General features: G+C 58.4%; 19 protein-coding genes, 1 tRNA gene and 4 pseudogenes. 10 read left to right on the forward strand and 14 right to left on the reverse strand.

Annotated features, from left to right (window positions below):
- Nucleotides 1–68 precede the first annotated feature (68 nt).
- Both O3W47_RS04960 and glpK read left to right on the forward strand, forming a co-directional pair.
- Nucleotides 69–1790 carry an ABC transporter substrate-binding protein gene (locus O3W47_RS04960; RefSeq protein ID WP_003519735.1) on the forward strand — a complete coding sequence of 574 codons (1722 nt, stop codon included), beginning with the start codon at nt 69–71 and terminating at the stop codon, nt 1788–1790.
- A 69-nt stretch (nt 1791–1859) separates the two neighbouring features.
- Nucleotides 1860–3359: a glycerol kinase GlpK gene (gene glpK / locus O3W47_RS04965; RefSeq protein WP_031233556.1), complete on the forward strand. Its 1500-nt coding sequence runs from the start codon at nt 1860–1862 to the stop codon at nt 3357–3359.
- Nucleotides 3360–3364: 5 nt separating this feature from the next.
- Here glpK and O3W47_RS04970 read toward each other — a convergent pair whose 3' ends face one another.
- Nucleotides 3365–4225, reverse strand: coding sequence for a LysR family transcriptional regulator (locus O3W47_RS04970; RefSeq protein WP_127755425.1), 861 nt, complete (start codon nt 4223–4225; stop codon nt 3365–3367).
- Between the two features lie 98 nt (nt 4226–4323).
- On the opposite strand from O3W47_RS04970, the gene O3W47_RS04975 reads away from it, so the two are divergent.
- On the forward strand, nt 4324–5343 hold the full coding sequence (locus O3W47_RS04975; RefSeq protein WP_135396928.1) for a bile acid:sodium symporter family protein: 1020 nt from the start codon (nt 4324–4326) through the stop codon (nt 5341–5343).
- A gap of 65 nt (nt 5344–5408) precedes the next feature.
- On the opposite strand, the gene hspL is transcribed toward O3W47_RS04975, so the two are convergent.
- Complete coding sequence (gene hspL, locus O3W47_RS04980) at nt 5409–5891, reverse strand: heat shock protein HspL (RefSeq protein ID WP_003519731.1); 483 nt, start codon at nt 5889–5891, stop codon at nt 5409–5411.
- Between the two features lie 379 nt (nt 5892–6270).
- Here hspL and O3W47_RS04985 point away from each other — a divergent pair, with 379 nt between their 5' ends.
- Nucleotides 6271–7212 carry an alpha/beta fold hydrolase gene (locus O3W47_RS04985; RefSeq protein WP_269313129.1) on the forward strand — a complete coding sequence of 314 codons (942 nt, stop codon included), beginning with the start codon at nt 6271–6273 and terminating at the stop codon, nt 7210–7212.
- 21 nt (nt 7213–7233) lie between these two features.
- Here the strand turns inward: O3W47_RS04985 and hisN are convergent, their stop codons facing one another.
- Together hisN and O3W47_RS04995 are read right to left on the reverse strand one after the other, a co-directional pair.
- Nucleotides 7234–8010 (reverse strand): histidinol-phosphatase, encoded by a 777-nt coding sequence (hisN, locus tag O3W47_RS04990; protein ID WP_269313130.1) that lies wholly within the window; start codon nt 8008–8010, stop codon nt 7234–7236.
- Between the two features lie 320 nt (nt 8011–8330).
- The gene (locus tag O3W47_RS04995) at nt 8331–9215 is read right to left on the reverse strand and encodes an N-formylglutamate amidohydrolase (RefSeq protein WP_269313131.1); all 885 of its coding nucleotides are present in this window, start codon (nt 9213–9215) and stop codon (nt 8331–8333) included.
- 182 nt (nt 9216–9397) lie between these two features.
- On the opposite strand from O3W47_RS04995, the gene cpdR reads away from it, so the two are divergent.
- The 6 genes and pseudogenes from cpdR to O3W47_RS05030 all read left to right on the forward strand — a co-directional run bounded on the left by cpdR (nt 9398) and on the right by O3W47_RS05030 (nt 15666).
- Entirely contained in the window at nt 9398–9760 is a 363-nt protein-coding gene (gene cpdR / locus O3W47_RS05000; RefSeq protein WP_003497910.1) for a cell cycle two-component system response regulator CpdR, read from the forward strand.
- A gap of 81 nt (nt 9761–9841) precedes the next feature.
- A tRNA-Val gene (locus O3W47_RS05005) sits at nt 9842–9916 on the forward strand.
- A gap of 443 nt (nt 9917–10359) precedes the next feature.
- A pseudogene (locus O3W47_RS05015) lies at nt 10360–11954 on the forward strand (peptide ABC transporter substrate-binding protein).
- Nucleotides 11955–12008: 54 nt separating this feature from the next.
- Nucleotides 12009–12932: an oligopeptide ABC transporter permease OppB gene (oppB, locus tag O3W47_RS05020; RefSeq protein WP_080819678.1), complete on the forward strand. Its 924-nt coding sequence runs from the start codon at nt 12009–12011 to the stop codon at nt 12930–12932.
- Nucleotides 12925–14054: pseudogene (locus O3W47_RS05025) on the forward strand (ABC transporter permease). Before oppB ends, O3W47_RS05025 begins: the two are co-directional and overlap by 8 nt.
- Nucleotide 14055: 1 nt before the next feature.
- Nucleotides 14056–15666: an ABC transporter ATP-binding protein gene (locus O3W47_RS05030; protein WP_162936888.1), complete on the forward strand. Its 1611-nt coding sequence runs from the start codon at nt 14056–14058 to the stop codon at nt 15664–15666.
- A 75-nt stretch (nt 15667–15741) separates the two neighbouring features.
- Here O3W47_RS05030 and O3W47_RS05035 read toward each other — a convergent pair whose 3' ends face one another.
- The 10 genes and pseudogenes from O3W47_RS05035 to O3W47_RS05080 all read right to left on the reverse strand — a co-directional run bounded on the left by O3W47_RS05035 (nt 15742) and on the right by O3W47_RS05080 (nt 24504).
- Nucleotides 15742–15954, reverse strand: a complete 213-nt coding sequence (locus O3W47_RS05035) for a PfkB family carbohydrate kinase (protein WP_269313714.1) — start codon at nt 15952–15954, stop codon at nt 15742–15744.
- 103 nt (nt 15955–16057) lie between these two features.
- Nucleotides 16058–16362, reverse strand: a pseudogene (locus O3W47_RS05040) (glutathione ABC transporter ATP-binding protein GsiA); the annotation flags it as partial.
- Nucleotides 16363–16643: 281 nt separating this feature from the next.
- Nucleotides 16644–17786, reverse strand: coding sequence for a SecDF P1 head subdomain-containing protein (locus tag O3W47_RS05045; RefSeq protein ID WP_269313132.1), 1143 nt, complete (start codon nt 17784–17786; stop codon nt 16644–16646).
- The gene (locus O3W47_RS05050; RefSeq protein ID WP_269313133.1) at nt 17783–18025 is read right to left on the reverse strand and encodes a hypothetical protein; all 243 of its coding nucleotides are present in this window, start codon (nt 18023–18025) and stop codon (nt 17783–17785) included. The genes O3W47_RS05045 and O3W47_RS05050 overlap by 4 nt, the downstream gene beginning before the upstream one ends.
- A gap of 214 nt (nt 18026–18239) precedes the next feature.
- Nucleotides 18240–18722: a hypothetical protein gene (locus O3W47_RS05055; RefSeq protein ID WP_137453525.1), complete on the reverse strand. Its 483-nt coding sequence runs from the start codon at nt 18720–18722 to the stop codon at nt 18240–18242.
- A gap of 13 nt (nt 18723–18735) precedes the next feature.
- Nucleotides 18736–19776 carry an ABC transporter ATP-binding protein gene (locus O3W47_RS05060; protein ID WP_137453526.1) on the reverse strand — a complete coding sequence of 347 codons (1041 nt, stop codon included), beginning with the start codon at nt 19774–19776 and terminating at the stop codon, nt 18736–18738.
- Nucleotides 19777–19791: 15 nt separating this feature from the next.
- Nucleotides 19792–20634 carry a carbohydrate ABC transporter permease gene (locus O3W47_RS05065; protein ID WP_080813145.1) on the reverse strand — a complete coding sequence of 281 codons (843 nt, stop codon included), beginning with the start codon at nt 20632–20634 and terminating at the stop codon, nt 19792–19794.
- Nucleotides 20624–21550, reverse strand: a complete 927-nt coding sequence (locus tag O3W47_RS05070) for a carbohydrate ABC transporter permease (protein WP_135396943.1) — start codon at nt 21548–21550, stop codon at nt 20624–20626. Before O3W47_RS05070 ends, O3W47_RS05065 begins: the two co-directional genes overlap by 11 nt.
- Before the next feature lie 55 nt (nt 21551–21605).
- Nucleotides 21606–22864: pseudogene (locus O3W47_RS05075) on the reverse strand (ABC transporter substrate-binding protein).
- A gap of 29 nt (nt 22865–22893) precedes the next feature.
- Entirely contained in the window at nt 22894–24504 is a 1611-nt protein-coding gene (locus tag O3W47_RS05080; protein WP_269313134.1) for an FAD-dependent oxidoreductase, read from the reverse strand.
- Nucleotides 24505–24521 lie beyond the last annotated feature (17 nt).

Here is a 24521-nt window from a genome sequence, read left to right on the forward strand (position 1 = left end):
AAACGGTGCGGCGGAGGAAAACCGCACCCGCAGACTTCATGCAATCGCAAACCCCTGGGAGGACTGATATGCGACGGCATCTGATGACGACGACGGCGGCCATGCTGCTGGCAATGACGGGTTCCGCTTTCGCCGGAATGGAGGAAGCAAAGCAGTTTCTGGACAAGGAAATCGGCGATCTTTCGTCGCTTTCGCGTGGCGATCAGGAAAAGGAGCTGCAATGGTTTGTCGATGCCGCGAAACCCTTCGCGGGCATGGAAATCAAGGTCGTTTCCGAATCTCTGACGACCCATGAATATGAATCCAAGGTTCTGGCTCCGGCCTTCACCGCCATTACCGGCATCAAGGTCACGCACGACCTGATCCAGGAAGGCGACGTCGTCGAAAAAATCCAGACCCAGATGCAGACCGGCCAGAACCTTTATGACGGCTGGGTCAACGATAGCGACCTCATCGGAACGCATTGGCGCTACCAGCAGGTGCGCAACCTGACCGACTTCATGGCCAATGAAGGCAAGGACGTCACCAATCCCGGCCTCGACCTCAAGGACTTCATCGGCAGCGCCTTTACGACGGCGCCGGACAAGAAGCTCTACCAGCTTCCCGACCAGCAATTCGCGAACCTCTACTGGTTCCGTTACGACTGGTTCAACAACGAAAAGAACAAGGCCGATTTCAAGGCCAAATACGGTTATGACCTCGGCGTGCCGGTCAACTGGTCGGCCTATGAGGATATTGCCGAATTCTTCACCGGCCGCGATGTCGACGGCAAGAAGGTCTTCGGCCATATGGATTACGGCAAGAAGGATCCGTCGCTCGGCTGGCGCTTCACCGATGCCTGGCTCTCCATGGCCGGCAACGGCGACAAGGGCCTGCCGAACGGTCTGCCGGTCGACGAATGGGGCATCAAGGTCAACGACAAGTCGCAGCCGGTCGGCTCCTGCGTGGCGCGCGGCGGCGATACCAACGGTCCGGCTTCGGTCTATTCCATCGAGAAATATCTCGAATGGCTGAAGAAATATGCGCCGCCGGAAGCGCAGGGCATGACCTTCTCCGAATCCGGCCCGGTGCCGGCGCAGGGCAATATCGCCCAGCAGATCTTCTGGTACACGGCGTTTACCGCAGATATGGCCAAGCCCGGCCTGCCTGTCGTGAACGAGGACGGTTCGCCGAAATGGCGTGTCGCACCTTCGCCTCATGGTGTCTACTGGAAGGACGGCATGAAGCTCGGTTATCAGGATGTGGGTTCGTGGACGCTGATGAAATCCACCCCCGACGACCGCGCCAAGGCCGCCTGGCTTTATGCGCAGTTCGTGACCTCCAAGACCGTGGATGTGAAGAAGAGCCACGTGGGCCTGACCTTCATTCGCGACACCACCATCCACCACAAGAGCTTCACGGATCGCGCGTCCAAACTCGGCGGTCTCATCGAGTTCTATCGTTCGCCGGCCCGCGTGCAATGGTCGCCGACCGGCACCAACGTTCCGGATTATCCGAAGCTGGCGCAGCTGTGGTGGCAGGCGATCGGCGATGCTTCGTCGGGCGCGAAAACCGCGCAAGCCGCGATGGACTCTCTCTGCGCCGAGCAGGAAAAGGTCATGAGCCGTCTGGAACGCGCCGGCGTGCAGGGCGATATCGGCCCGAAACTGGCGGAAGAGCACGATATCGAATACTGGAACAAGGATGCCGTTTCGAAGGGCAATCTGGCGCCGCAGCTGAAGATTGCCAACGAAAAGGAAAAGCCGGTCACCGTCAATTACGACGAACTGGTCAAAAGCTGGCAGAAGTAATGTCTGCGTAAAATATGAAACCGGGGCGGCTTGCCGCCCCGGTCATTGCGTCTGAAAGGGAGTGGCATGATGGGCGGTTATATTCTGGCGATCGATCAGGGAACGACATCGACACGGTCGATGGTCTTTGATCGCGACATGCGGGTCATCGGTGTCGGACAGCGAGAATTTCCGCAGCATTTTCCGGCCTCCGGCTGGGTCGAACACGATGCAGAGGATATCTGGAAAAGCGTGCTTGAAACCATCCGGCTGGCGCTTGCCGATGCCGGCATCGCCGCCTCCGATATCGAGGCGATCGGCATTACCAACCAGCGCGAAACGACGGTACTGTGGGACCGGAACACGGGCGAGGCCGTGCATCGGGCGGTGGTCTGGCAGGATCGTCGTGCCGCTCCCGTCTGCGAGGATTTGAAACGAAGGGGGCTGGAGCCGCTTTTTTCGAAAAAGACCGGTCTGCTGCTCGATCCTTATTTTTCCGGCACGAAGCTGAAATGGCTTCTCGATAGTGTCAGCGGCCTTCGCGAAAAAGCTGTGAAGGGAGAAATCTGCTTCGGCACGGTCGATAGTTTCCTGATCTACCGTCTCACCGGCGGCCGCCGCCATGTGACCGACGCCACCAATGCATCGCGAACGCTGATCTACAATATCGAGGAAAATACATGGGACGATGAACTCCTGTCGATCCTCGACATTCCCCGCGCCATGCTGCCGGAGGTGCTGGATTGCGCCGCCGATTTCGGTGTGACCGACAAGTCGCTGCTGGGGGCGGAGATTCCGATCCTTGGCGTCGCCGGCGATCAGCAGGCAGCCGTGATCGGCAATGCCTGCTTCGAGCCGGGCATGATGAAATCCACCTACGGCACGGGCTGCTTTGCGCTGCTCAACACCGGCACGGATCGCGTCGCTTCCACCAACCGGCTGCTGACGACCATCGCTTACCGCCTCGACGGCGTAACCACCTATGCGCTGGAAGGCTCGATCTTCATTGCCGGTGCCGCCGTGCAATGGCTGCGCGATGAGCTCGGTTTCATCTCGGTCGCTTCCGAGGTCAGCGCGCTTGCGGAAAAGGCCGACGCCAATCAGCGTGTCTATCTGGTTCCGGCCTTCACCGGCCTTGGCGCACCATATTGGGACGCGGAGGCGCGTGGCGCGATTTTCGGGCTGACGCGTGGCACCGGTCCGGCGGAATTTGCCCGCGCGGCGCTGGAAAGCGTCGCCTATCAGACCTTCGACCTGCTGGACGCCATGCGCAAGGATTGGGCGGGTGACAATGGCAAGACGGTGTTGAGGGTCGATGGCGGCATGGTCGCTTCCGATTGGACCATGCAGCGGCTGGCGGATATTCTTGCGGCACCCGTCGACCGGCCGGTCTTCCTGGAAACGACCATTCTCGGGGCGGCCTGGCTTGCCGCCTCGCGCGCCGGCATCTGGCCGGACCGCAAGGCCTTTGCTGAACATTGGCGGCGTGACCGCCGTTTCAGCCCCGCAATGGAAGAGGCCGAACGGAAAGATGCCATTGCCGGCTGGCGCGACAGCGTCGGCCGCTGCCTGTCGCGACGGGAGAATTGAACAGGCTATACGAAACTGCCGGGTGCGATGCTCTTGCTGGAAACGAGATCGGAAAGGGCGCGCACCAGCTTTGCATCCGCGCCCTTGCTCGGCTGAAGCACGAATTCCACGTCCTCCAGCGGCGGTAGCACGCCTGCGGCAATCTCCTTCAGGCCTGCCGGTGCCATGCTGCGCGGCTGCACCAGAATTCCCATGCCCGCCCTTGCTGCGGCGGTCAGCCCGCTGAGGCTGCCGCAGGTACAGACGATCCGCCAGGCGAGACCGGCCCGGTCGAGCGCCTCCTGCGCCGCCTTTCGGGTGATGCTCGGCGGCGGAAAGGCAATCAGCGGCAGGGCATCCGGCTGGTTTAGCATCCGCTCCGGGTCGCGCGCCAGCCACACGAGCGGTTCGCGGTAGAGAAAGTGACCGAGCTTGTCGCCGAGACGGCGTTTGGCGAGCACCACATCCAGTTCGCCATTGTCCTGCATCTGGTAAAGCACGCCGCTCAGCGAAACCGTCAGTTCCAGATCCACGAGGGGATAAAGACGGATGAACTCTTCCAGAATGGCGGTCAGCCGACTGGCGACGAAATCTTCCGAAACGCCAAGCCTCAACCGCCCGCGCAGACGGTTCTCGCTGAACAGCGACGACACCTTGCTGTCGATTTCCAGCATATTGCGGGCATAACCGAGCAGCGCCTCACCTTCACCCGTCAGTTTTACCTGATGGGTGCTGCGCGCGATCAGCCGGCGGCCAAGTGCGACCTCAAGCCTTTGAATATGCTGGCTGACAGTGGACTGGCCAATCCCCAGCCGTTCGGCCGCCAGCGTGAAGCTGCCGGTCTGCTGAAGCATCACGAAGCTCGCAAGATGTTGAAGGTTCAGCATTATCCTGAATCGCGATAACTGTTAATCTTTGCATCGGAATTCATGATGAGCGATAGTATCGCGCATTTCAAGCAAAACCGATGCCGGAAAGACCTCCCATGACCCGCTTCCTACCTGATCGCTTCACCATGATGCTGGTCGCCACCGTGATTTTGGCCTCCATTTTGCCGATCAGCGGTGAGCCGGCGGAATATTTCGGGCTGGCGACAAAACTCGCGATCGCTTTGCTGTTCTTCCTCCACGGCGCGCGGCTTTCCCGGGATGTGGTGATTGCCGGTATCTTGCACTGGCGCCTGCATCTGGCGATCCTTCTCGTCACCTTCGGCCTGTTCCCGCTGCTCGGCGTGGCAATCGGCTTCATTCCCGAGAATATTCTGCCTGCGCCGCTTTATATGGGTGTGTTGTTCCTCTGCGTCCTGCCATCCACCGTGCAGTCCTCCATCGCCTTCACCTCCATGGCGGGCGGAAACGTACCGGCTGCGATCTGTTCCGCCTCGGCTTCGAATATTTTCGGCATGTTCCTGACCCCGCTGCTGGTCGGCCTGCTGTTTACGGTGGGCGGCCATGGCGGTGGATTTTCGCTGGATGCGTTCCTGCAAATCTTCCTGCAGCTGCTTCTGCCTTTCATCGTCGGTCAGGTGCTGCAGCCGTGGATCGGCGACTGGATCAGGGCGCGCAAGAAATTGCTGGCTCCGGTCGATCGCGGCTCTATCCTGATGGTCGTTTATCTGGCTTTTTCCGATGCGGTCATCGAAGGCATCTGGCACACATTTTCGCTCAGGGATATCGGCGTGGTCATCGTCATCAATATCCTGCTGCTGGCGCTTGTCCTGTGCGTGACGATGTTCGGCAGCCGTTTGCTGGGTTTCGACAAGGCCGATGAAATCACCATCACCTTCTGCGGCTCGAAAAAGAGCCTCGCCAGCGGCGTGCCGATGGCAGGCGCCATCTTCGCCGGTCAGAGCATCGGTGCAATTGTCCTGCCGATCATGCTTTTCCACCAGATTCAGCTAATGGTCTGCGCTGTTCTGGCTCAGCGTTACGCGCGCAAGGCCCATGAAAAAGCGGCGATGCCGGAACCGACCAGTACGGAAGGCGCGGCGGTATCCACCCGCTGATGCGAGGGTTCTCCGCAAATAAACGGCCCCAAGAAGGGGCCGTTCGTTTTGCATGCAAGAAAAGCTTAGTTGACCTGAGCCGGCGAAATCTGGGCTTCGATGGTCTTCGGCGCATCGGCGCTGTCGGATGAGATCGCAATGCGGCGCGGCTTCATGGCTTCCGGAATATTGCGGACGAGATCGATGTGGAGCAGGCCGTTCTTCAGGGAAGCGGTCTGGACCTCGACATGGTCGGCAAGCTGGAAGCGGCGTTCGAAAGCGCGCGTGGCGATACCGCGATAGAGAAACTCGCCTTCCGTGGATTTCTCGTCCGCGGATTTCTCGGCTTTCACGGTCAGCGCATTGGCGCGGGATTCGATGCTGAGTTCGTTCTCATCGAAACCGGCAACGGCCATGGTGATGCGATAGGTATTTTCGCCGGTCCGCTCGATATTGTAGGGCGGATAGGACTGGGCCTGTTCCGGCTGGCCAAGGCCGTCAAGCATCGAAAAAAGACGGTCGAAGCCGACGGTGGAACGATAGAGAGGGGAAAAATCAACGTGACGCATGGTGTCCTCCTTAAGAAGCGACTGTTTGCGGTTAAGCCCGGCGTCCCGTTCTGGCGACGGCCGGACATGTGGCGCGGTCCCGTTCTGGCGACCGCATGAATGAGATGGGAATGGCCTGCCGCTGCGTCAAGGGGGCGCGAAAAGGCGAAAGCAACATGAACCATGGCTGAACGTCAGGTTCCGGCATCGTTCAGTTTGAGAGCCCTAAAACATCGGTCATCGGAGACATTCTCCGTGGACAGAAGCAATAACGTCCCTTCTTCTTCTGTCTTATTCGCCGGAACCGCGACTGCTTTAACCGACGGTTCCGGCAATTTTTTCTTTGACCTTCCCGCGCCGCCGACCTATCCCGAAAAGGCACAAAAGCCGGAAAAGACCGATGATCGAAGCTACATTGCGCGAGAGCGAAGACAACCCGGTTCCCGGCAACCATACCGTCGGATATTTTACTGGCGATCGCGGCAAACAGCTTCGCTACGCGATCTTTCGCGCCAGCCGCCAGGTGGCCCGCGGAACCGTGGTTCTGCTGCATGGCAGGAACGAATGTATCGAGAAATATTTCGAAACGGTTGGCGATCTCACCGCCATGGGTTTCTGGGTTGCGACCTTCGATACGCGCGGGCAGGGCGGTTCCGAAAGATTGCTGAAAAAACCGGGTGCCGGGCACGTGCGGCGGTTCTCCGACTACCAGCGTGATATCAGCCTTTTTCTCGAACAGGTGGTGTTGCCGGATACGCGGCTGCCATTCTTCATGATCGCGCATTCCACCGGCGCGCTTGCAGCGCTTGCCGCCGCACCCGGCCTGTCGAACCGGCTCGACCGTCTCGCGCTTTGTTCGCCCTTCATCGAGCTGGACAGCCAGCAATCCGTCCCCTCATCCGTCATTCGGGCGGTGGCGACGGCTCTAAGTCTCGTTGGCCTTGGACGGGTGCAGCTCGGCAAGGATCAGCGGGAGCGGGATTTCGACGGCAATCCGCTCACCTCCGACCCCAGACGTTTTGCAAGAAATCTCTCGCTGCACAGGCAGTTTCCGGAACTTTTCATCGGCGCGCCGACGGCGCGCTGGGTCTATGAGGCGCTGAAGACCATGGGACGGGTGGTCCGTCAGGACCATCTGACGAATATCACCATTCCGACCCTTATTCTGGCGCCGATGCTGGATACAATCACGCCCTATAAGGCGCAGGAGGAACTCTCACGCAATTTCCGGGCAGCGCAGCTTCTTCCGATCACCGGTGCGCGCCACGAATTGCTGCATGAGCGCGATGTTTTCCGCAAGCAGGCGCTGGCGGCCATCGACGCGTTTTTCGCGCCGGAGTGATGGCCGCTTAAGCGGGCTACCTTAGAGTTTTGAGAGAATGGCAAGCGCCTGTTCATGCACCGCCTTCGAGCCGGCTGCGAGAATGCGGCCGCCATTTTCCGGACGTCCGCCATCCCAGGTCGTCATGATGCCGCCGGCCTGCTCGATCACAGGGATCAACGCGCCGACATCATAGGGCTTCAGGCCGGATTCGATCACCAGGTCGATATGCCCGGCCGCAAGCAGGCAATAGGCGTAACAATCCACGCCGTATCGGAAAAGACGGACCTGATCCTGCACCTTTTCGTAGAAGGGCTTTTCTTCCGCGGTGAAGATGTGGGGGCTTGTGGTGAACAGCACTGCGTCTGACAGCGAAGCACAGTCGCGCGTGCGGATTTTCCGCTCGCCATCCGGCCCGAAATACCATGCCGCCTCGCCATCGGCGAAATAACGCTCTTTGGTGAAGGGCTGGTCCATGATGCCCATGGCGGCGCGGCCGGCCGACTGGAAACCGATCAGGGTGCCCCAGACCGGCACGCCGGAAATGAAGGCGCGGGTGCCGTCAATCGGGTCGATGACCCAGATATGCTCGCGGTCGAGACCGACATTGCCATGTTCTTCGCCCAGAATGCCATGCTGCGGAAAGCGGGCCTCGATCAGGGCGCGAATGGCTGTTTCTGCTGCCTGATCGCCTTCCGTCACCGGATCGTAGCCGCCATCCTGCTTGTTGGCGACGGCAATGCCCGTCCGGAAGCGGGGAAGCGTTTCTGCGCTGGCGGCGTCGGCAAGTTTGAAGAAGAAATCCCGGTCGGGCAGCATGCGAAACCTCATTGCCTGAATATTGGGTCTGAATTCTATTGGGGCAATGCATAGACCGGAATCGCATCCGCCGTCCACTCATACGAATGAAGGTGCCGGTGTTTCCATATTTTCAGCATAAGCCTAAAAAATATGCATAAAATAAAATGATTGACAATTGTGCAATTACTGCGTAGCGTGATCCTACAGTCTTTGACTGTAAATACCCTCCTTGGGTGTTTCCTCCCTAGACTTGACCGCGCCAAGGCGCGGTTTTTTTTGTCCGGCGGGCCGCCAGACGATCCGGGATAAAAGATTGAAATAGCGGATGATTCGCGCTGCTATTCGGCAGCGAGCGACGTTTCTATCGCGTATTCGGAAACGAAGGCGCCAAGCTGACGCATGAAGATTTCAAGCGACGCCTGAATGGCGGGAAAATCGGCTCTTTTCAAAAGCGTCTTTTCGTCCACGTAAAGCGCCCGGTTGACCTCGATCTGCAGCGCATGAAGAGAGCGGATGGGCCGGCCATAATGTTCGGTGATGAAGCCGCCGGCATAGGGTTTGTTGCAGACCGCGACGAAACCCAGTTCCTCAAGAAAATGCAGCGCGGCGCGGGAGACTTCCTGGGATGCGCTGGTGCCGTAGCGATCGCCGATGATTACATCGGGCCTCAGATTCGAGCCGGCGACGCGGATATTGCCCGGCATGGAATGGCAGTCGATCAGCACCGCCATTCCGAAATTGGCGTGGGTGCGAGACAGCAGGCGGCGCAGGCAGGCATGATAGGGCTTGTAGATCGTCTCGATCCGCGAAAGCGCCTCGTCGACCGGCAGGCGGTGGGCATAGATATCCATATTCTCGGCGACAATGCGCGGCACTGTTCCCAGACCGCCGGCGACCCGCATGGAGCCGATATTGGCATAAGGCGGAAGCGTGCCTTCGAACATGCGGGGATCGAGTTCGTAGGGCTCGCGATTGACGTCCAGATAGGCGCGCGGGAAATTCGCTTTGAGAAGCGGCGCGCCGATCTCCGGTGCTGCCGCAAACAGCTCGTCGACGAAGTGATCTTCGGAGCGGCGGATCTCATGCGAATCGAGCCTTGCCGATTCCAGGAAGGAAATCGGGTAGCAGCGGCCGCTATGGGGGGAATTATAGACGAATGGCAGGGTTTGAACGGCAGGTTCCGTTACTTCGAACAGCTCATATTCACCCGTTATCCAGTCCATTCAGGGTCATTTACCATGTCGCAAAACTATCAGGACGTTCATGTTGCCAGTTACGGCGCGGCAAGTCCATACTATCGCCCAATCAGCGCTATACCGATTCACGTGTTCACAGGATATTTACCGTGAAAATCCTATAATCGGGCTAGGGTATTCCAAACATTGAGTAGTTACGGTCACTTATGATGAATCAGAAAATTCTTCTCGCTGAAGACGACAACGATATGCGCCGCTTCCTCGTCAAGGCGCTGGAAAAAGCCGGTTACAAGGTTTCTTCCTTCGACAATGGCGCCAGCGCCTATGACCGGCTTCGCGAAGAGCCCTTTTCGCTTCTGCTGACCGATATCGTCATGCCCGAAATGGACGGCATCGAGCTTGCGCGGCGCGCGACCGAACTCGACCCGGACCTCAAAGTCATGTTCATTACCGGCTTTGCAGCCGTTGCGCTGAATGCCGATTCGAAGGCTCCGAAGGACGCCAAGGTGCTTTCCAAGCCGTTCCATCTGCGCGATCTGGTGGATGAGGTCAACAAACTCCTTGTGGCGTAAGGCCTCTCAAAAAACCTTCACAAAACCGAAAAAAAGCAGTTGACGCATGAACCGGTTTTGTGGTCTATCCGCCGCCACGGAGGGCGTGTAGCTCAGCGGGAGAGCACTACGTTGACATCGTAGGGGTCACAGGTTCAATCCCTGTCACGCCCACCATCCGAATTCTTGAGTATCAAGGCCTTGCGAGAGATCGCAGGGCCTTTTTGCATAGTGGCCCAGCGAGTGACACTTGCATCTGCCTTACCGTTTTCGACGCCACGCGTTCGGAGATAAAATTAGTATCCCGCAGGTATTTCACGAGAGATCGACCCCGGTTCCGATTTCTGCTCTGGGGGTATTCAGGTCAGGCGTCGACAGTCCGGACATTGAAAGAGCATCGATGAGGTTACGGCGCTTTACAATAAGGCGTTCGAACCGGCTGTAGGTCATCAACACATGGGGTGGCTTATCGCGATCTGTAGTGTCACAGGTCCTGCCTGGGCGGTTTTCTTTGTCTGCTGAAGTCATGGCTTCCCATCAACTCACAATTTATTGTTGTTGCGCTTCGGAGCAATATCGCCTTGTTTGTAGACTCAAAATCTTCACGGGGAGAGAAAACGATGTCCATAAAAACAACAACTCGCGCCACTCTGCTGGTAGGATCGCTTCTGATTGGGGCGAGTTCTGCACTTGCAGAAACAGTTCTACACCGCGGCAATGCCGGCGAACCGCAAACGCTCGATCAGGCACAGACCTCGATCAACATCGAAGAATTTATCCTGAAAGACCTTTATGAAGGTCTCACCATTTACGACGCCGCCGGCAAGATCGTCCCCGGTACGGCGGAAAGCTGGACATTGTCTGACGATGGTACCGTCTACACGTTCAAACTGCGGGCGGATGCGAAGTGGTCGGATGACACTCCGGTAACGGCCGGAGATTTTGTGTTCTCCTACCAGCGCGTCGAAGACCCAAAGACCGCAGCAAAATATGCAAATATCCTTTACCCGATCAAGAACGCCGAAAAGATCAACAAGGGCGAAATTGCGGTTGACCAGCTTGGCGTGAAGGCAGTGGATGACAAGACCCTTGAAATCACACTCGAGCGCCCGACCCCTTTCTTCCTTGAGCTCCTTGCTCACCAGACGGCTCTGCCAATCTCGAAGGCGAGCTACGAAAAGAATGGCGCCAACTTTGTAAAACCGGGCGTCATGGTCTCGAACGGCGCCTATAAGCTCGAAACGCATGTACCCAATGACAGCCTTACGGTCGTCAAGAACACCAGTTTCTGGGACGCACCGAACACCAAAATCGACAAGGTTATCTTTTACCCGATCGACGATCAGGCTGCATCCGTTCGTCGTTTCGAAGCAAAGGAAATGGACCTCGCGTACAACTTTTCTGCAGACCAGATCGACCGTCTGCGCACGTCCTATGGCGAGCAGGTTCACGTTTCGCCGACGCTTGCGACCTACTACTACACCTTCGATACCCGCGAAGCCCCATATAACGACGTCCGTGTTCGCCAAGCCCTGTCCATGGCGGTGGACCGCGATTTCCTCGCCAAGGAAATCTATAGCGGTTCTCAGATCCCAGCCTACTCCATGGTTCCCCGGGTATGGAATCTTACGGAGAGCCGGCGAAGGCTGATTTTGCCACGCTGTCGCAGCTTGATCGTGAGGACGAAGCCCTCAAACTTATGAAGGAAGCGGGTTATGGTGAGGGCGGCAAGCCGCTTTCCATCGAAATCCGTTACAACACAAACCCGAACCATGAACGCGTCGCGACAGCCATTGCGGACATGTGGAAAAACACCTTCGGCGCAAATGTGTCGCTGGTGAACCTCGACGTCGCCTCACACTATGGATACCTGCAGGAAGGCGGCAAATTCAACGTCGCGCGTGCCGGGTGGGTTGCCGACTATGCGGATGCTGAAAACTTCCTTGCGCTTTCAGTTTCCTCCAACAAGACCTTCAACTATTCCAAGTTCAACAACGCGGAATATGATGCGCTGCTGCAAAAATCCTACGACGAAAAGGATCCTGCAGCACGTTCCAAGCTGCTTCATGAAGCGGAGACCATTCTTATGAAGGAGCAGCCGGTTGCCCCGCTTCTGACGCAGGCCGACCTTTGGCTGGTTTCCAATCGCGTCAAGGGTTGGGTAGACAATGCTGCCAACGAACACCTCAGCCGCTTCCTGAGCGTTTCCGAATAAGCAGCATTGGCACGGTGGCCAACACCGCCGTGCCATGCCGGAGCTCGAAAAACCATGATCTCGTTTATCCTGCGCCGTTTGGCGAGCGCCGTGCCGACCTTGTTTATCGTCGTCACGATTTCGTTTTTCCTGATGCGTTTTGCACCGGGCGGTCCGTTCAATCTTGAACGTCCCCTGCCGCCGCAGACAATGGAAAACCTGATGAGAACCTATCATCTGGACGAACCATTGTGGCGCCAGTATCTCATCTATCTCGGCAATGCCGTCACCGGCGATTTCGGTCCGAGCTACATCTACAAGGACAATACCGTCGCGCAGTTGATCGGCAAAGGTCTGCCCTATTCGCTGGAACTCGGCAGCTATGCGCTTTTGCTGGCGCTGGTGGGCGGCGTTCTCGCTGGCACCCTGGCCGCGCTCAGGCAGAACAGTGCCTTCGATTTTTCGATCATGTCCATTTCGACGGTCGGCGTTACCGTGCCGAACTTCGTTGTAGCACCTGTTCTCACGCTTATCTTTGCCGTTATGCTCGGGCTTCTGCCAGCAGGCAGCTGGGGCGACGGATCGCTTAGGTATCTCATCCTTCCAATGATCGCGCTCGCTTTACCGCAGCTTGCGGTTATCGCGCGTCTGACACGCGGTGCAATGATCGAGGCTTTGCGGATGGACCATATCCGTACTGCCAAGGCTTACGGCCTTCCGGCGCGCAGCGTGGTGGTGTTCCACGCTATGCGTGCGGCGATGCTTCCGGTCGTTTCCTATCTGGCTCCCTGTGCCGCGGCTCTGCTGACGGGTTCGGCAGTCATCGAGACGATCTTCACTATTCCGGGTGTCGGTCGCTACTTCGTTCTTGGCGCGATCAATCGTGACTACACCCTGGTCATGGGAACCGTTGTTCTCGTCGCCATTTTCGTCATCGTGTTCAATCTCGTGGTCGATATTCTTTACGGCCTGCTCGATCCGAGGGTCAGACATGACTGATATCCCCGGGAATACCGCCCATCAATCATTGGTGAAAAGCCGAAGCCTGTTCCAACTGGCTGCGCTGCGTTTCCGACGAAACAAAGCCGCCACGGCGGGCTCCATCATGCTCCTGCTGATTACGCTTTTCTCATTCATCGGTCCGCATTTCCTCACACACACCTACGATCAGGTGTTTTCGTCCTATGTCTCCGTCGCTCCAAGCCTTGAGCCGCGCCCGGATGTGAACAACCTTCAGAGCGTGATGGAGGGCGTTGCCAGCCGGGCGCGCGTGGAGCTGAAGGAATTCTCCGTCGAAGGGCAGACCTTCACGGCAACCGTCACCTCCAGCAGCCCGATTGACCCGCGCACGACACGCTATTTCGACCGCGCCAACGAATTCGAAAACACGAAGGTCGTCGCCACCGAAGATGAGGGGCGAACACTGAAGCTGGAAGGCGACGTAAACCGCGAATACTTCCTCTTCGGCACGGATTCGAACGGTCGCGACATGCTGGCTCGCGTGATGCTGGGTGGACAAATCTCGATCGCCGTTGGCGTTCTCGCCAGCCTCGTTTCGCTCGGAATCGGCGTTCTTTACGGCGCAACTGCGGGATATATCGGGGGCGTGTCGACAATGTGATGATGCGTTTCGTCGAAATCCTCTATTCGCTGCCCTTTGTCTTTCTGGTGGTCGTTCTGGTGGTCTTTTTCGGCCGCAGCTTCATCCTGATCTTTCTGGTCATCGGTGCGGTGGAATGGCTGGATATGGCGCGTATCGTCCGCGGCCAGACGCTTGCCCTGAAACGGCGGGAATTTGTGGGCGCCGCACAGGCTTTGGGTTTGAGCGACTGGCAGATCATCCGCCGTCACATCATCCCGAATACGATCGGGCCCGTCGTCGTGTTCGTCACGGTCGTCGTGCCCAAGGTCATTCTTCTGGAAAGCTTCCTCTCCTTCCTCGGTCTTGGCGTGCAGGCGCCACTTACGAGCTGGGGCGCGCTGATTTCCGAAGGTGCCAACAATATCCAATCGGCCCCCTGGCTACTGATATTTCCGGCGATCTTCTTCGTACTGACCCTGTTTTCGCTCAATTTTGTGGGTGACGGGTTGCGTGATGCACTCGATCCCAAGGATCGTTGACATGAATACGACATCTGAAACCATCCTCACCGTCCGTAATCTCAAGGTTGATTTCACAACGCCGGACGGCACGGTGAAAGCCGTCAAGGGTATCGATCTTGACGTCAAGCAGGGCGAAACGCTTGCCGTCGTTGGAGAATCCGGTTCCGGCAAAAGCCAGACCATGATGGGCATCATGGGGCTGCTTGCATCCAACGGCGTTGTTGAGGGCTCGGCAAAATATCGCGGACGCGAGCTGATCGGTCTGCCGGTCGGCGAGCTGAACAATATCCGGGGTGCGAAAATCACCATGATTTTCCAGGAGCCGATGACCTCGCTCGATCCTCTCTACAGGATCGGCGCGCAAATCGCCGAACCGATCCTCCACCACAGGGGTGGCAGCAGAAAAGAGGCGCGCGCCCGCGTTCTCGAACTGCTGAAGCTTGTGGGAATTCCCGATCCGGAGCGGCGCATAGACAGCTATCCCCACGAACTTTCCGGTGGCCAGCGCCAGCGCGTCATGATCGCCATGGCTCTCGCGAATGAACCGGATATTCTGATTGCGGATGAGCCGACCACTGCGCTTGACGTGACGATCCAGGCGCAGATCCTCGACCTTCTGAAGTCGTTGCAACAACGCTTCGGCATGGCCATCGTCCTGATCACGCATGATCTCGGCGTGGTCCGCCATTTTGCCAATCGTGTGGCCGTCATGCGCCGTGGGGAGATTGTCGAGTCCGGCACGACGGAAGATATCTTCGATCGCCCGCAGGCGGATTACACCAGGATGCTTCTCGATGCCGAACCCAGCGGGCACAAGCCGGCCATTAGTGCAGAGGCGCCGGTCGTCCTCTCCGGCCAGGGCGTGACGATCGATTATACAATTCCTGGTGGCTTTTTGTCGAAGTCTCGCAGGTTTCGAGCCGTCGACGGCGTCAATGTCAACCTTCACCAGGGACAGACCATAGGCATCGTCGGTGAATCCGGATCAGGCAAGTCCACGCTCGGTCGTGCGCTTCTGCGTCTAATTGTGGCAGATGGCCGCATTTTCTTCGACGGGAGGGAAATTACCGGACTTGATCGGAAGGCAATGCGGCCATTGCGGCGGCGTCTGCAGCTTGTGTTCCAGGACCCCTATGGCTCGCTTTCGCCAAGACAGACGGTCGGAGAGATCATCACGGAAGGCCTGTTTGTGCATGAGCAACGACTGAGCCGAGCGGAACGGGACAAGCGGGCAATAGAAGCGCTGAAAGAAGTCGGTCTCGATCCCGCCGCTCGCAACCGTTACCCTCACGAGTTCTCGGGCGGACAACGTCAGCGTATCGCAATCGCCCGCGCGATCATCCTCAAACCGGATGTCGTCATTCTCGACGAACCGACATCCGCACTGGACCGATCCGTTCAGGGACAGGTTATCGACCTGCTGCGTGATTTGCAGAAGACGCATGGCCTTTCTTACATCTTCATTAGTCACGACCTTTCTGTCATCAAGGCGATTTCGGACTACGTCATCGTCATGAGAAACGGGAAGATTGTGGAGGAAGGAGAAACGGATACCATATTCAGCAGTCCGACGGCTGAATATACTGAAACACTCATCAAATCTGCTTTTTCGGTGGAAGCGGCACCATAGATTATCGCACGGCCGCGGCAGGCCTTCTCTGGCCCTGAACCACTTGAAAAAGAGCGGCAATGTCATGCGGCCGGGCTAGTTGCACCTGTTTTCGACCGAATCCGTAGCCCGCCGCTCGGGAATACTGCTCTGACTGCCTTTTCGTGAGCATGTCAGCGCCGCAGCGATCGACGCCCGCCGCATCGCCGCCTTCCAGCGGCAAGCCGCAGTCCAATCCTGAGGCAGCACGCCGACGAAACAATTGCCGGCTGCCGTTGTGTCCTGTACGTCGACGAAGGTGATGATCATGACGCGGTTTCCTTAAGCGATCTGAACGAAGTGACCTTCGCCGGCTTCTTCGTAAGTCCGCTTCGGCGGCACATAATCGGCGGCGCGGAACGGGCTTTTGATCTCGACCGCAACCGGATTCGCCGACCAGCGACAGGGTTTCCCCTGACGCAGTTCCAGCGATACGCCTTCGACCGCGTGGATGCAGCCGATGGTCTTGCGCAAGAAGCCCTTCCTTATCGGAAAGCGCGTAATCAGGTTGTCGACCTTGAGGATCGGTGGGTGATCGCGCTTGACCGTATTCTCGGTCGGCTTGACTGGCTGGATTTCCCCGGTTGCCATGTCCACCTGCGGGAACCGCAACGGACGATCCTTGCCGGTCATCGAGCCAAGCTGTGGTACTGCCGACAACAGCGCGCGGGTATAGGGAATCATACCAGCCTGCGCTCTGCCGGTGCCGAAGTGGTGGCGATACCATTCGAACCGAAGATCGAAGTGTCCTACTACGCGATACGGCCAATCGGTGCGCAGAGAATTGCTGTTCTTGATGAATTGATTGAGCGCATCCGCCAAATGATGAGCACCGCCGGAGACCTTGGTTCGTACCTAGCATTACGAGAGTCTTGAAGGGATACGGATCGTTCCCGGGTTATTTCTTTGTTCGCGTCCCTTGGCGACCAGCAGCGATCGCGATTCCCCTCTTTGCGGGATTATGGCGCCAACCGCACAATGATCGTGGCCTCGGAAGACGACAATTTCCGTTCGACGGCCAGAGCTTGCGCAGAATCAAGGCCACTGATGGTGACGCTGCCCCCCATAATCGGCTCTCTCACGACCGGCTCGAAGACCACGTCGCCATCAACCAGCAACTGGGTCTTCTTCCCGAGAGCCGTGCGGGTGAAATCCTCGAAGACCTTGGCGCTTTCCGGTGTCAACGCAATTTCCACCGCAGGTCCGGCAGCGGGATCGACCGAGGTTTTCACCTTTGCGACCTTGAGTGAAATCGGTGCAATGTTCCCGCTGCTGTCGGCAGCAGTTTTGCCACCCTCATTCTGGTCGGGAGAGGAAGCGGTATCGGCATTGGTCTTCGCGCGGTACTGGTTCAGATCGATTGAAGCCTGCCTATTGTTTTCGGGTAGCGGCTCAACGCGTTGGCCAGACAGGGTCTCGGCAGTCCATGCATGCGGCGCGGGCAGGACCGGTGGCTGGTCCTCTCGCCAGATATGCGTAGCCACGGTGACCTTCATGCCGCCAACACTTGCGACCGTGTTTTCCAGCACTTCGATTGTCGAGCCGTCGCGTGTCGAATTCACGTAGGTCACGGTCCGCGACTTGCCGGCGCTTCTGGCCTGCGCCAGCTGCGCATCGGTCAGTTGCTTCGCCCGATCTGCGAAGCTTGCGATCATGCCATCGATCGAAGATTGCTGGGATTGCAGCAGGGCAGCCGGATCGTAGGTGACCTTCGCGCTGAACGTGGCTGTTTGCCGGGCCTTGTCGGCGGCTTCGAGTTTCCAGACGGTGCTTGTCGGAACGAGCACCCCTTTCAGTTCTTCGCTCCCCGCAACCGTCCATTCCTGTCCGATATCTGTCGTGAAAGCTTCGGAGGATTGCCCGAGTGCAAGGATCATGCTTTCCGGCGCGAGCACGTTGATGACGACAAGAGGATTACCTTTAACGGCCTGGAGCATGCGGGAGGCCGTGTTATCCGACGCGGACGTGGACAGGAGCATTTCCATATTGGCGATGATCTGATCGGCGCCGACAAGCGTCGTCGGAGTACCGCTAGGATCCGCCTCGAATTCCAGCTCCTCAACACCATAAGCGGCGAGCGAATTGCGAAACATGGCGTTCATCGCATAGGAATCCGCAGTGCCTGTTGCGTCCGGGGAAGGTCGGCGGAAAGCCTCCATTTCACCCGCATCCCCTCGTCGTTTCGCGACAGCACCGTTGCCGATTGACGGAAATCGCCACGCATGACAACGGACGATGCTTCCGGTTTGTCGAGCCAGAGCGACATGTCGGTCTCGGTCGTCTTTTGAACGCGATAATGGCTCTCAGCCCCGATGGCGGGTTCATAAGGGGGAACGGTCACGCTCTCCGCCGCCTGAGCCGGGCCGGTTGCCATCGTTGCCTGGAATATCAGCCCGGCAGCGAGAAAGAGGAGAGGGACCGGACCGATATTGCGGCGCGTTACGTTCGTGTGAATTTGAATGCCCTCCGGTTACGGCGTATTCAACACCTGACATGCCGATTTTGTACTGTCTATCCCAAGTTCAACGCCACATGGCTTCTGTGGGCAGTGATTTTTAATCATTGAATTCTGTATTGCGTCGCGATTCCGCTACCATTGCATTCAGGCGGTGTTGCAGCTCGGGCGGTTCGAATTCCATCCGCACGCAGCCAAGCGCGTAGCACATTGCGGGCGTGAACGGCATCCAGGCTCTCAAAAGATCGAGCAGCTCATCGGACATCATGTTCTCCAACGGGTCGACGCCCAATTGGCCGAGAGCCCGTTCGTGATCGGGCATCTTTGCTCTCGCGATAATGGCGAGGGTGCGTTTTAACGCCAGATCTGCTGGCTCGTGATGCTGGTTCGTTGACCACCACCATGCATCGACGTCGGCAATATATGCGGCAATATAGGTTTCCGCAGTCATTGCCGGTTCGCCCAAAGCAGCCATATCCGGAACCCAAGAGGGATCGGATGCAATTTCGGATGGTGAAAATATGCCGGGAGGTGGGGTGTCGGAGCGGTGCCTCTTCAGGCCCGGTTTGCGATGGCGTGTCATGGCGAGCGGTCCGCTAGAGGCGTTGACTGGTCGTGGCATCGAACAGGTGGATCGATGCCAGATCCGGCTGAACCTGGATGGTCGCGCCCGGCTGCGCCTGCACACGCTCGCGGAAGACACCGACGACCTGGTGATTGCCGAGCATCATCGTAACCTGCGTTTCCGACCCCATTGGTTCCACCAGCAAAACGTTTGCGGTGAGGCCATGGTTGACCAGTTCGAAATGTTCCGGGCGGATGCCGTATATCGCTTCACCTGTGGCGGGGCCTGGCGGGAGGGGCAAGACGACGCCGTCAGCCTCGAAGCCACTGGCGGTAAGCCGTCCCTTGATGAAATTCATCGCCGGGGAACCGATGAAGCCGGCGACGAAGGGATTGGCGGGCCGGTCATAAAGCTCGAGCGGCGCCCCGCATTGCTCGACCCGCCCGGCATTCATCACCACGATCTTGTCGGCCATGGTCATGGCTTCCACCTGGTCATGCGTGACATAAACGGTCGTGACCCCCAGACGCTGGTGCAGCCCCTTGATTTCACCGCGCATCACCACGCGCAGTTTGGCATCGAGATTGCTGAGCGGTTCGTCGAACAGAAAAACCTGAGGATTGCGGACGATTGCGCGGCCCATGGCGACACGCTGCCGTTGGCCGCCGGAAAGCTGGCGGGGGAACCGTTCGAGCAATGGCGTCAGCCCCAATATGTCAGCTGCCCAGCTCACCCGCTCGGCGATCTCGGTCTTGCTGCCGCCGCGATGCTCGAGCGAGAAGGCCATGTTCCTGGCGACGCTCATGTGCGGATAAAGCGCGTAGTTCTGAAAGACCATGGCGATGTCGCGGTCTTTCGGCTCGATCTCGTTGACGACACGGCTGCTGATCGAGATATCGCCGCTGGTCACGGTTTCAAGGCCTGCGATCATCCGCAGCAGGGTGGATTTTCCGCAGCCCGAAGGGCCGACGAGGACAACGAATTCGCCATCGGCAATATCGATATCGACACCATGGATGGTGGCGAATGCGCCATAGCTTTTCTTGACGGATCTAAGGGTAACGGGTGCCATGGGTCAGCCTTTCGATTAGCCTTTAAGCCCGGTATGGGCGAGGCCTTCGACGAATTGTTTCTGCGCAACGATGAAGACGATGAGTACGGGAATGGCGGTCATCGTTGCGGCGGCAAGCTGGATGTTCCACATCGGTCCACCATAGGCGTCGGTAAATTGTGTCAGTGCCTGCGGCAGGGTGAACTTATCGGGGCTGGAAAGAAAGACGATGGGTTCGAGATAGAGGTTCCAGCTGCCGAGAAATGTGAAGATCGCAACGGCGGCCAGCGCTGGACGGGCAAGCGGCAGGGCGATGGTCCAGAATATCTTGAACCGGCCGAGGCCATCGACCCGCGCGGCTTCCTCCAGTTCCACCGGCAGGGAAATGAAGAACTGGCGCATGATGAAGGTGGCGAAGACCGCCGGCGCACCGAAGATCGGTACCAGGATCAGCGGCCAGTGTGTGTTGATCATGCCCCATTTGAGAAACATCCGGAACAGCGGAACGAGCGTCACTTCCGATGGGATGAGCAACCCCACCAGCACCACCATGAAAATGGCGTTGGCAAATGGGAACCTGATACGCGCAAAGGCATATCCGGCCATCGACGCCACTGCCATGGTGCCGATGGTGACGATTGCCGCGATATAGGCCGAGTTCCAGTATTGCAGCGCGAAGGGCTGTATTCTGAAAACGTCGGAATAGGAGGAAAAATCAAAGGCGCGCGGCCAGATATCCGGTGGAAAGGCAAATATCTGGCTGACGGGTTTGACCGACGACGTGACCATCCACCAGGTCGGAAAAACGAAGGGGACAAGCAGCACGCAGAGTATGAAATAGATCAGCGTCTGCGCGCGTGGGCTGAGTTCAGTTTTCATAGAATACGAACTTTCTGCGCAGGTGCCATTGGATGAAGGTGAGCGCGCCGACAATGACCAGCAGGATGATGGAGAGCGTCGAGCCATAACCGAAGAGGTAGAACTGGAAGGCCTGCTGATAGAGGTAATAAACGAGAACCGTCGTGGAAAAGCCCGGCCCGCCCTGCGTGAGGATCATGATCTGCGCAAAGACCTGCAACGCGCCGACGATGGTGACGATGGAGGCGAGCAGGATCGTCGGGCTGATCATCGGCAGGGTGATGCGATAAAATTGCTTGAAGCGCGGCACACCGTCGACGCGCGCGGCTTCAAACAGTTCCCGCGGCACGCCCTGTAGTGCGGCAAGAAACAGGATCATGTTGAGACCAAGGTTCTTGAGCGCCTGCACCACGATGACCGAGATCATCGCGGTTGTTGGGTGGCGCAGCCAGTTGGGCCCCTCGACGCCGAACATTTGCAGGAGGCCGTTGATGCCGCCATTGTTCTGCAGAAGGAAACTCCAGACGATTGTCCAGGCGACCAGTGACACCACGACAGGCGAAAAGAACAGTGTACGGAACACGGTCATGAAGGCCAGCTTCTGGTTCAGGAGCAACGCAAGCCCCAGCGCCAGGCTCATATTGAGCAGGGCAAGCCCGGCGGAGAACACGGCGGTCACCACCAGCACTTCGCCCATGGCCGGGTCGCTGAGCAGCTTCTGGTAGTTGGTGACGCCGGTGAACCGGAACGATCCCGCCAGCACGTTCCATTCATGCAGTGAATACCAGAAGACCAGCACCAGCGGCACGAGCACGAAGACAACGATACCGATGAGTTGCGGCGCTATGAACAGATAACCGGTGGCGGCGTCACGGCGCGCCATGGTCCAGAAACCGCGCCGGGCCTGTGTCTGCGCTGTCTGGAGGGCAAGCGTCATGGCTTTTCTTCCTTCTGCTTTTCACATCCACGAAAAATCGGATGACTACCAAGCCTCAATTGGCCGCCAGCAACGGATCGAGACGGCCGCAAAGCGCTTGCAGGACAGCCGTGACGTCGGCATCGGGACGCCAGAGACCGTCAAGGCCAGCGCGAACGGTCTGTTGCAGCCGGGCAAAATTGAGGACCTGCTGCGTTGATTGACCGGTGGCGACGCCACGAATGACCACGGCCTCTATCTGTTTACGCGACAGCAATGGGTTGGCGGCTGCGAGGACATCGGCGGTGAGCAGGCTCTGCCGTGCCGGCGGAAAAAACCGCGCGAGCTTGGCCACATTAGGCTTGGAGGAGAAAAACGCCAGGAATTCCGCCGCAAGCTTCGGGTTTTTGCCGCTGGCCATGACGCCAATGCCGGCCCGGCCTGTTACGGCATAGTCACCTGCAGGTCCTGTAGGCAACGGCACGAGATCCCAGTCGAAGGCCTTGTCGCCTTTCGGCAGCAGCGCTGCGCGGCTGATCTGGGTGGTCGTCATTGCCGCATCTCCGGCAAAGAAATCGGCCGAAACGCCAGGTCCCGGCATGGCTTTCTTCACGAAGATCGCATCGTGGATGAAGCGCATCGCATCAACCATCTCCGGGCTGGCAAAAGCGCAGGACTTGGTGTCTTTCGACCAGGGATAGGCATTCCAGCCGGTATAGACTTCGGCAAGGTTTTCCCAGGCCTTGTATTCGAAATCACGGATGATCAATCCCTGTTTGCCGGTGGCCGCGACTTTCGCCGCCGTCGCAATGGCATTGTCCCAGTTCCATTCGCCGGCAGCGATCATCTCGGCGGGTGTCTTTGCGCCTGCAGCCCGGATCATGTCGTTGTTGACGAAAACGCCGAAGGGCGATGTCGAGAAGGGATAGAGATATTGTACACCTTCGTAAGACCAGGCGGTGAGTGTTGCCGGGGGAAGTCGCCCATGTCGTAACCTTCGGTATTGGCAAAGGTTTCGGTGAGGGGATAAAGCGCCCCGGCCGCCATGAAGTCAGGAGCAGTGGTGTCGAACAGCCAGGCCAGATCGGGAGGGTTGCCGCCGGCGATCTGGGTGGTCAGGGTGGTGGCATAACCTTCGTAGGCAAGCGAATCGTACGTAATCTTGACGCCGGGGTGGCTCGCCTCGAACTCATCGGCGATCTCGTTGAACAGAGCCAGATGAGCTTCGTTGGCGCTCCAGATGGCCATCCGCAATTCCTGCGACAAAGCCGGCGAAACCAGCCCGGATGTGACCAGAAAACCGGTCAATGCAATTTTTACTATACTCCTGCGCATGAATAATCCTCCCAGATTATACGTTTTGGCTAGTAGCCGCGAATATCAGGCCAATGGCGCTCCACCCCTTGGCGTTCGATGTGGGTGTGAAACTCCGCCAGCCGCTTTTCATCGGCATGCACGCCATGCGGGGTCTCGCCCCTGTCAAGGCAATAGGCGGCCAGCATGCCGGCCACTTCGCCGATGTTCCATTCGACCGGATGCAGCCTGTAACAACCATTGGTGATATGCGTCGTGCCGATATTCTTGGATGCCGCCAGCAGGTTCGTTTTGTGGCGGGGAATAAGGGCACCGAGCGGGATTTCGAAAGGGCAGGCGCCGACATCGATATAGTTATCGCCGCCCGTCGAGGGGTGCAGATCGATGCGGTACATACCGATACCGATACTGTCAGGGTAATGCACCGCGCCGCGATCGCCGCGCACGGCAAGCGACAGATCCTGTTCGACCACCGTGGTCAGGGCGCGAATGCGACGGCTTTCACGGATATAGGGCGCCATGGCCAGGCCATGCTCTGTGCCGGTAATGTCGCCGCGCAGGCGCAGGCCCGGAAAACCCTGACCACCATTCGGGCGGGGCGCCTCGGTCTGCATCCAGTAGAACATGGAATAGGAAAGGCTTGCCGCATCGGCCAGCCGCTCGGCATATTGTTCGGGGGTAACGTCGATGATCGGTGCCTCGAAATAATCGATCATCGGCCAGTTCACGAGGCAGATATCGCTGGCATAGGCGCCGGGCCGAAATGTGTGGCGGGCGGCAATGCGGCGGAATATCCACAGGCTCATATCGCCTGCGCTGTGGCGCTGGTCGGCAACGTCGCGTGTTGCGTTGTCGACCGGGTTGGGATCGAAGAACCGGCGGCTGCGTTCCAGTGTCCGCGGATTGGGCGAGTCCCAGCTCAATAGCGGGCCGCCCCAGAATTCGGGGGCAACCTGACGCCAGTGATCGTACCGGGCGGGTTTGTCGATGACATGATTGCCGTCTACCTGATCGACGGCGAAGCAGATCGAGACGGCCTGCTGATTGTGCGGCTGCGCCTCCGCCGGCGCGCTCGGTTCGCCGGTTTCGGATTGGGCTTCGAAACCCGTGACGTATTCAGTAGCTGTCAGTGGCAGCAGATCGCCCAGTTCGGTGGCGTCGATGATGTAGCGGGCCGAGCAGGAAACGAGATCACCGGTATTGCAATGGCGCAGCGTCACGGCTCGCACGGTGTCGCCGTCGACCTCCGCTGATATCGGCTCATAGGGCTTGAGGATGGTCAGCTTGCCGCCCGCCGCGTAAGGCGCAAGCATTGCTTCCATCACTGCCAACGAAACGCGCGGTTCGTGGCACAGGCGAGATACATTACCGTCTCCGGGGTTGAGCGTCAGATCGGCCCGGGCGGCGTCCGTCAGCGGATAGTGGTCGCGGTAATATTGCCGCACACCCGTGCGCAGGGCGCGATAGCTGGCGGTGATCCCGAACTGTTCCACCCAGCTGTGTTCGTCGGGCGGCACGGCCTGGCTGGTCAGCTGGCCGCCAATCCATTCGAAGGCTTCGGTCAGGATAACGCTGCGGCCGTTGCGCAAGGCCCCCAGCGCCGCCGCCACGCCGCCAAGTCCGCCGCCAACCACAAGAATATCTGCATTGTATTCTCTCACGTCAGGTTCTCTTTCCT

Source organism: Agrobacterium sp. LMR679 (assembly GCF_027157905.1).
GTDB classification, from domain to species: domain Bacteria; phylum Pseudomonadota; class Alphaproteobacteria; order Rhizobiales; family Rhizobiaceae; genus Agrobacterium; species Agrobacterium leguminum.